Source organism: Aquiluna sp. (assembly GCF_965064355.1).
This window is the reverse complement of record NZ_CBCHRQ010000072.1, coordinates 1-6,268: the sequence shown is the minus strand read 5'-3', so window position 1 is coordinate 6,268 and position 6,268 is coordinate 1. Positions and strand designations below refer to the sequence as shown.

Below are 6,268 nucleotides of genomic sequence, written 5' to 3'. Positions count from 1 at the left end.
TCTCGTAACCACGTGTTAACCTGTCTGTATAGATACTTATCTATAATCTCAACCAGTCGGCTAAATAGATAGGTGTCTAAGTGAAGTTTACGTTAGGGCAACGCTTGTCGGCCGAGTTCATTGGCACCGCAGGCATTGTTGCGGTGGTTATTGGAGCCGGCCACATGGCAGCACAGTTGGCAGCAGTCCCACCCATTGACCTAGTGATGAATGCAGTGGCCACCGCGGGTGTGCTCTTTGTTCTCATCTCACTTTTTGCCTCAGTTTCTGGATCGCACTTCAACCCAGTGGTAACAATGGTTTTTTGGCTTCGCAAGGAAATCGCAAGCGCTGACGCCGCAGGTTATGTCGTCGCTCAAATTGCAGGGGCAATTTCCGGCGCCCTGCTGGCGAATCTGATGTTTGGCGAAGCGGTCTTCACCCAAAGCCAAAACATCCGATCTGGCCTCGGTATTCACATCGCAGAGGTAGTTGCAAGCTTTGGCTTGGTACTTGTGATTCTGCTGCTGAGCCAGCAGGGCAAGAACAGCTTGATTCCAGTCGCGGTCCCACTTTGGATCTTGGCAGGTTACTTCTTCACCGCTTCATCTTCTTTTGCCAACCCAGCGGTGACAATCGGTCGAATCTTCTCCGATGCCGGTAGCTCAATTGCCTGGGAGTCGGTTCCAATGTTCCTAGTTACTCAAGTGCTCGGAGCGCTATTAGCTCTTGGTGCAGCAACACTTTTCAAATCAAAGACCGAAGGGTAGAAACATGTCCACTCCAATTGCCTCAGTGATGTTTGTTTGCGTCCACAACGCAGGTCGCAGCCAGATGGCTGCCTCCTACCTTCAGCACCTAGCTGGTGACCGAGTCGAGGTTCGCTCTTCTGGCACTGCTCCTGCCGACACCGTGAACCCTGCGGTGGTTGAGGCAATGCTTGAAGAAGGCATCGACATCTCTGGCAACACCCCAAAGATTCTGACCGACGAGGCTGTTTTGGCATCCGACTACGTGATCACCATGGGCTGCGGCGACAAGTGTCCGTTTTACCCGGGCAAGACCTACCTGGACTGGAAGCTTGATGACCCAGCGGGTCAGGGCGTCGATTTCGTACGACCAATTCGCGATCAGATCCGCGGCATGGTGGAGGATCTGATTTCTCAGATCGATACCAAATTTGGTAACTAGCCGTTCAAGCGACATTTACCTTGTGAACAGGTAGCTGAAAGCTTGGGGCGTTACTTTCGCCCCATGCTAAAGCGCGTCGCCATTGTCACCGAGTCATTTTTGCCTCAGATTAATGGCGTCACCAACTCTGTTGTCAGAGTCCTAGAGACGCTAAAGCAGCACGAGATCGAGGCTATGGTTATCGCACCCTCTTCTCAATCTCCTAAACACCTCGGTTTTGACGTTCACACCACATCCGCAATTTCGGTGCTGCAGTTTCCGGTTGCGATGCCAGGACCTGGGATCTCAAAGCTACTTGAGGATTTTGCGCCGGATGTGATTCACGTGGCAGCCCCATTCATGATTGGCGCTCAAGCAATTGCCTGGGGACAGAAGAACAATGTGCCAACTGTCGCGATCTATCAAACCGATGTTGCAGGTTACTTAGAGCGCTACAACCTAGCTTTTGCCAAGCCAATTCTGGAGAAGATCGTTGGCGGTATTCACTTTGGTGCGACCTTGAATTTGGCCCCAACCAAAGAGACCGCCGAGTACTTACGTCAAATAGGCGGCGGCAAAGTAGAAGTTTGGGGGCGTGGGGTCGATCTCGATCTCTTCAGCCCTAAGAATGTGGGCGATGCCGAGACCCAGATGATTAGGTCTCGCATCGCACCACCTCACCACAGGGTAATTGGCTTTGTGGGGAGGTTGGCCGCGGAGAAGCAGGTCAATCGAATGATTGAACTTATGGATCTGCCAGACACCAGTTTTGTGATCGTGGGTGATGGCCCAGAGCGTGCGAAGTTGGAAGAACAGTTCAAGGGCAAGCCGGTGCTCTTCACCGGAGCACTAAGTGGTTTGGAACTTGCGAGAACCTTTGCGGCGATGGACATCTTTGTTCACTTTGGAACCGAGGAAACGTTTGGGCAGACCATCCAGGAGGCTCAGGCAACTGGACTTGCGGTGGTAGCGCCAAACATGGGTGGTCCGAGACACCTTATTGATCACATGAAATCTGGCTTGTTGGCTGATCCATTTGTGCCAAACGGATACCGAAACTTGGTTGCTCAGCTCTTGGCGAGCGAGGAGCTTCGTCAGGAGATTGCCTTGGGGGCAGCAAGAAGCGTTGAGGGTCGTTCGTGGGCCGCCAACAACGCTAAACTCTTGCAGTACTACCAAGACGCCCTGACTGCTTCTGGCGCGCTAAGACTGGAGCGAATTGAACTGGCTTGACGCCCAACAAATAATTAACGCCTTTGGCGACTATGTGGCTTTAGCCGTCACCCTGATCATCTTTTTGGAAACCGCTTTTATCTTCACCTCGTTCCTGCCAGGTGATTCGCTGTTGTTCCTGACCGGACTAGCGCTTGCGACCAGCACCTCTTGGCTTCCGGACTGGCTCGGTTTCATCTTGATTTGGCTGGCCGCCTTTATCGGCACCCAGGTCGGTTATTGGGTCGGCTATAAAATCGGCCCACCGTTATTTGAGCAAAACCGCAATTTCATTCTCAACGAGAAGGTGCTGGCCCGCACCCACGAGTTCTTCGAGAAATACGGCGCTCGTGCCGTGGTGCTAGCTAGATTTGTGCCAATCCTTAGAGCCTTGATCCCAATGTTGGCTGGTATCTCTCGGATGGATATCAAGCGCTTTACCCAGCTAAACCTGATTGGTGCAACCGTCTGGGTGGGTGTTTTCATGCTCGCTGGTTATTGGCTGGGGCAGATTCCCTACGTCAAGGAAAACCTAGAGACCACGGTTATCTTGATCATCATCTTCACGTCACTACTTTTGCCTGTTGAGCTCTTGAGAGATCGAATCTCAAAGGGTCTCAAATCAAAGCGGGCTAACGGTTAATCATTTCCCAGTTTGGATGATTTACCCTTGGGCTATATGGGCTGAGAGCACTGTGTTTAGGCTGCATCCCATCTCCGGATGTAACACCTTTGAGCTTGCGGTCAAAAAATGGCAGTACGTCTCTTGTGACCCACCTAGCGGTTTCCACAAGCCCCCTGGAAACAGCCGTGAGCTCTGGATTCACGAAACGGTAGTTTAGATTTAAGAGCTCAGCCGCATCATTGGCGACTCGGATGTGTCCCGGGCCAGAGAAGTGAACCATGTCCTCGGCCCAGTAGGCCAGGTTCTCAAAGTCTTGAATACCAAAGACATCGAGCATCGGAATTTCAAATTCATCTGCAACGGTCTCGATCAGGGTTGAAAAGAGCTCCGCCCTTTGCCTCATCGGCTTGAAAAGCTTCAGGTGGATTGGGTTGATGGTATTCGCCAACATAACATCGCAACCGGCTGCTAGCAGCTGGTGGACCCCATCGCGCAGGCTATCGCGTAGCTGTGGCAATGAACTCGGGCGGGTCATGATGTCATTCGAGCCTGCCATCACGGTGACCAGGTCCGGCTGCAGGTAGAGCGCTTGTGGTAACTGACCCTGAATAATCTTCTGAAGCTTTGCCCCTCTTAGGGCAAGATTTGCGTATTGAAACTCGTAACCTGAGTCGCCAGCTTCTTGAGCTAGTAGGCCCGCCAATCGGTCGGTCCAGCCGTTGTAGTGACGAGAGTTTTTGAAGGTGAAGTCACCAAGTCCCTCGGAGAGCGAGTCTCCGATTGCAACGTATGAGCGGTAAGGCTTTCCAATCACGAGTTCATCAAATGATGGCTAATCGAACAAAAGGCAAACCAAAGGTGACGTGTTCGATTCGGATTGGTGAATTAGCTGGCTCAAGTTGACAAACACAGCGTAAGCATGCAAAATTCTTCTAATGTCTACTCGAGCCTCTTCCAGCGCGTTGGTTACCACCAACGCAATGATGTGCTGCTCGATGTGCATGTGCATGCTTTCGTGCCGCTAATCGAAACAGCTATTTCGATTCCCCTTCGGCACCAGCACCCCAACAAACGCACGTGATTCGTGCATTCAAAATCGCACACACATCGACGAAGGATTAGACAAATGACTCAGCTACTAACCAACCAGGCAACCGAAGCCAAGGGCTTCGCGCTCTACGTAGGAATCTCAGAATCAGAGGCCCAGGCAGCCGGAGTCTCGCTTGCCGAGATCGCCAGCAAGCTGCGCCAAACCATTGCAGAGCTATTGCCAGCGAGGGCAAGCGAAACCTATGCAACTTTGGCTATTGCCCCAATTGCCGCAACCGGTCGCAACCTAGACATCACCCGCATTGCACTCAAGGAGCCAAAGGCGACTTCGATCAAGGCGGGCAAATCGGACGAGGTAAAGGCCGCCAAGGGTTTGGTGGTTGACCTAACCCGTCGTCGGCTATTTATTGATGGCCAGAACGCAAACCTGACTTGCAAAGAATTCGAATTGTTTGCCTTCCTGATCGAGAACACCGGCAGGACAGTTTCTCGCCAGGAAATCGCAGGGATTTCAGAGCGTTGCGGAGAAGCGACTCCTAACGCTCGAACCATTGACGTTCACGTTCGTAGATTGCGCGGCAAGATTGCCGGCTATGAGGACGTTGTTCGCACCGCGAGGGGTCAGGGCTACCGCTTCGATAGGCACCCAGATGTGCTTATCGAACAGCTCTAGACTGAGCTAATGCGAGATTTCCACCAGGCGGTCACTGCCATAACCAAGCAGGTAGTTAGCCTGGTGGATAAAAATCCAACGCCAATCATTTTGATCGACGGTCGGGCAGCCAGCGGTAAATCCAGCCTGGCTGCCGAATTGAAAAACGTGCTGTTCAAAGAACTCGAGCAGGCCCCTCGGCTTATCCACATGGATGATCTTTATCCGGGCTGGGAGGGCTTGCAGCTCGGTGCCTTTTACCTAAACCAGCAGATCCTGCAGCCTCTAAGTGCGGGTAAAACCGCCCACTGGCAATTGTGGGATTGGCAAAAAGCTGAGCGCGGAAGAGTCGATGAACCTGGTAACGGCTGGCGTGAATTCGCCGGGGGCACCCCGCTGATTGTTGAGGGTTGCGGTGCTCTGTCTCGAGTCTCCAGTGAATTGGCCCACTTACGGGTTTGGATTGAAGCACCAAAAGAGCTTCGTCATGCTCGCTGGATTGAGCGCGATGGCGAAAAGTTCAATGACTATTGGCATATCTGGGCAGCTCAGGAAGATGAGTTTTATCAGCAGGAAAAATCCAAATCGCTTGCTGATCTGGTAGTTGAAAACTAACTGTTGCGGTTTAAGCGCCAGGTTCGAACACCGGCGATGACGCTAAGGCCAATCACAACCAAAGCGATGATGTAAACAAAAGATCTAACCCACTCAATCGAGTAGGTGAAGTAGCCGGCAACCGTTAGGCCAGTTCCCCAGATCACCGCACCAACAAAGTTTGCGCTGAAGAACTTGTAGTAATTCATTTTTCCAATTCCTGCTAACGCAGGAATGATGACTCGGGCCCATGGGATAAAGCGGGCAACCACCACCGACCACCAGCCGTAGCTTTGGTAAAACTGCTCGGAGCGAGAAATCGCCTTTTTGAGCCAGCTACCTTTTCGCTTATCTAGGTAGGGCCTACCAAAGTGACGACCGAGGGTGTAGCCAACCTGATCGCCAAGCCAAGCTGCAATACCAACACCGATAGCCATCACATAAATGTTTATCGAGTCTGAATGAGCAGCGGCAATAAGTCCGGCTGCGAAGACCAATGAGTCACCGGTAATGAAAGGGATGAATGCACCTACAAACAATCCGGTTCCAGCAAAAACCAGACCGAATACCGCAAGGTAGAAAAGCACCGGACCAATTACATCGAACCAACCAACGATATCGTCGGTAACAGAGGTTCGAAGATTGATTAGATTCACCCCACAAGTTTACCCGCCTTGCCGCAATGGCCTAATCGAGCCAAATTGGCTGAGTAAACTTGGGGGAATGCGTATCGGTAAGAAAATCTCCGCCCTGTTTTTGCTTAGTGCTCTAGTGCTAACCGGCTGCTCAGCAAGCCCTGAGGTAAGCCCCAGTGCCTCACAAACCCCAACCGAGGAGCCGGCTCCGGAGCCGGTTTACCTAACCGCGCCACTAACTGGTGTGCAGTACCTTGAGGGCACAAATCCTTACCTAGCACTTTCCGCGGTTTCCGCAAAGATCGACAACACCTTCTCTGGTCGCCCACAGCTTGCGCTGAACGATGCCGA

General features: G+C 52.2%; 8 protein-coding genes and 1 pseudogene. 7 read left to right on the top strand and 2 right to left on the bottom strand.

The features are described from left to right. The first annotated feature begins 80 nt into the window (after positions 1-80). From AC128V_RS06215 to AC128V_RS06200, 4 genes are all read left to right on the top strand, one after another. Positions 81-749, top strand: a complete 669-nt coding sequence (locus AC128V_RS06215; RefSeq protein ID WP_482763810.1) for an aquaporin — start codon at positions 81-83, stop codon at positions 747-749. 4 nt (positions 750-753) lie between these two features. Continuing rightward, the gene (locus AC128V_RS06210) at positions 754-1,170 is read left to right on the top strand and encodes an arsenate reductase ArsC (RefSeq protein WP_482763809.1); all 417 of its coding nucleotides are present in this window, start codon (positions 754-756) and stop codon (positions 1,168-1,170) included. A gap of 63 nt (positions 1,171-1,233) precedes the next feature. Continuing rightward, entirely contained in the window at positions 1,234-2,382 is a 1,149-nt protein-coding gene (locus AC128V_RS06205; RefSeq protein ID WP_482763808.1) for a glycosyltransferase family 4 protein, read from the top strand. Continuing rightward, on the top strand, positions 2,369-3,004 hold the full coding sequence (locus AC128V_RS06200; RefSeq protein ID WP_482763807.1) for a DedA family protein: 636 nt from the start codon (positions 2,369-2,371) through the stop codon (positions 3,002-3,004). The genes AC128V_RS06205 and AC128V_RS06200 overlap by 14 nt, the downstream gene beginning before the upstream one ends. Here AC128V_RS06200 and AC128V_RS06195 read toward each other — a convergent pair. Further along, positions 2,994-3,800: an SGNH/GDSL hydrolase family protein gene (locus AC128V_RS06195; protein WP_482763806.1), complete on the bottom strand. Its 807-nt coding sequence runs from the start codon at positions 3,798-3,800 to the stop codon at positions 2,994-2,996. The two genes, AC128V_RS06200 and AC128V_RS06195, sit on opposite strands and share 11 nt — an antisense overlap. Before the next feature lie 312 nt (positions 3,801-4,112). Here AC128V_RS06195 and AC128V_RS06190 point away from each other — a divergent pair, with 312 nt between their 5' ends. Continuing rightward, a complete protein-coding gene (locus AC128V_RS06190; protein ID WP_482763805.1) occupies positions 4,113-4,709 on the top strand; it encodes a winged helix-turn-helix domain-containing protein in 597 nt (198 codons plus the stop codon). 9 nt (positions 4,710-4,718) lie between these two features. Continuing rightward, entirely contained in the window at positions 4,719-5,303 is a 585-nt protein-coding gene (locus AC128V_RS06185) for a nucleoside/nucleotide kinase family protein (protein ID WP_482763804.1), read from the top strand. Here AC128V_RS06185 and AC128V_RS06180 read toward each other — a convergent pair. Next, a complete protein-coding gene (locus AC128V_RS06180; RefSeq protein ID WP_482763803.1) occupies positions 5,300-5,938 on the bottom strand; it encodes a DedA family protein in 639 nt (212 codons plus the stop codon). The genes AC128V_RS06185 and AC128V_RS06180 overlap by 4 nt on opposite strands. Positions 5,939-6,005: 67 nt before the next feature. Here AC128V_RS06180 and AC128V_RS06175 point away from each other — a divergent pair. After that, a pseudogene (locus tag AC128V_RS06175) lies at positions 6,006-6,268 on the top strand (hypothetical protein); the annotation flags it as partial.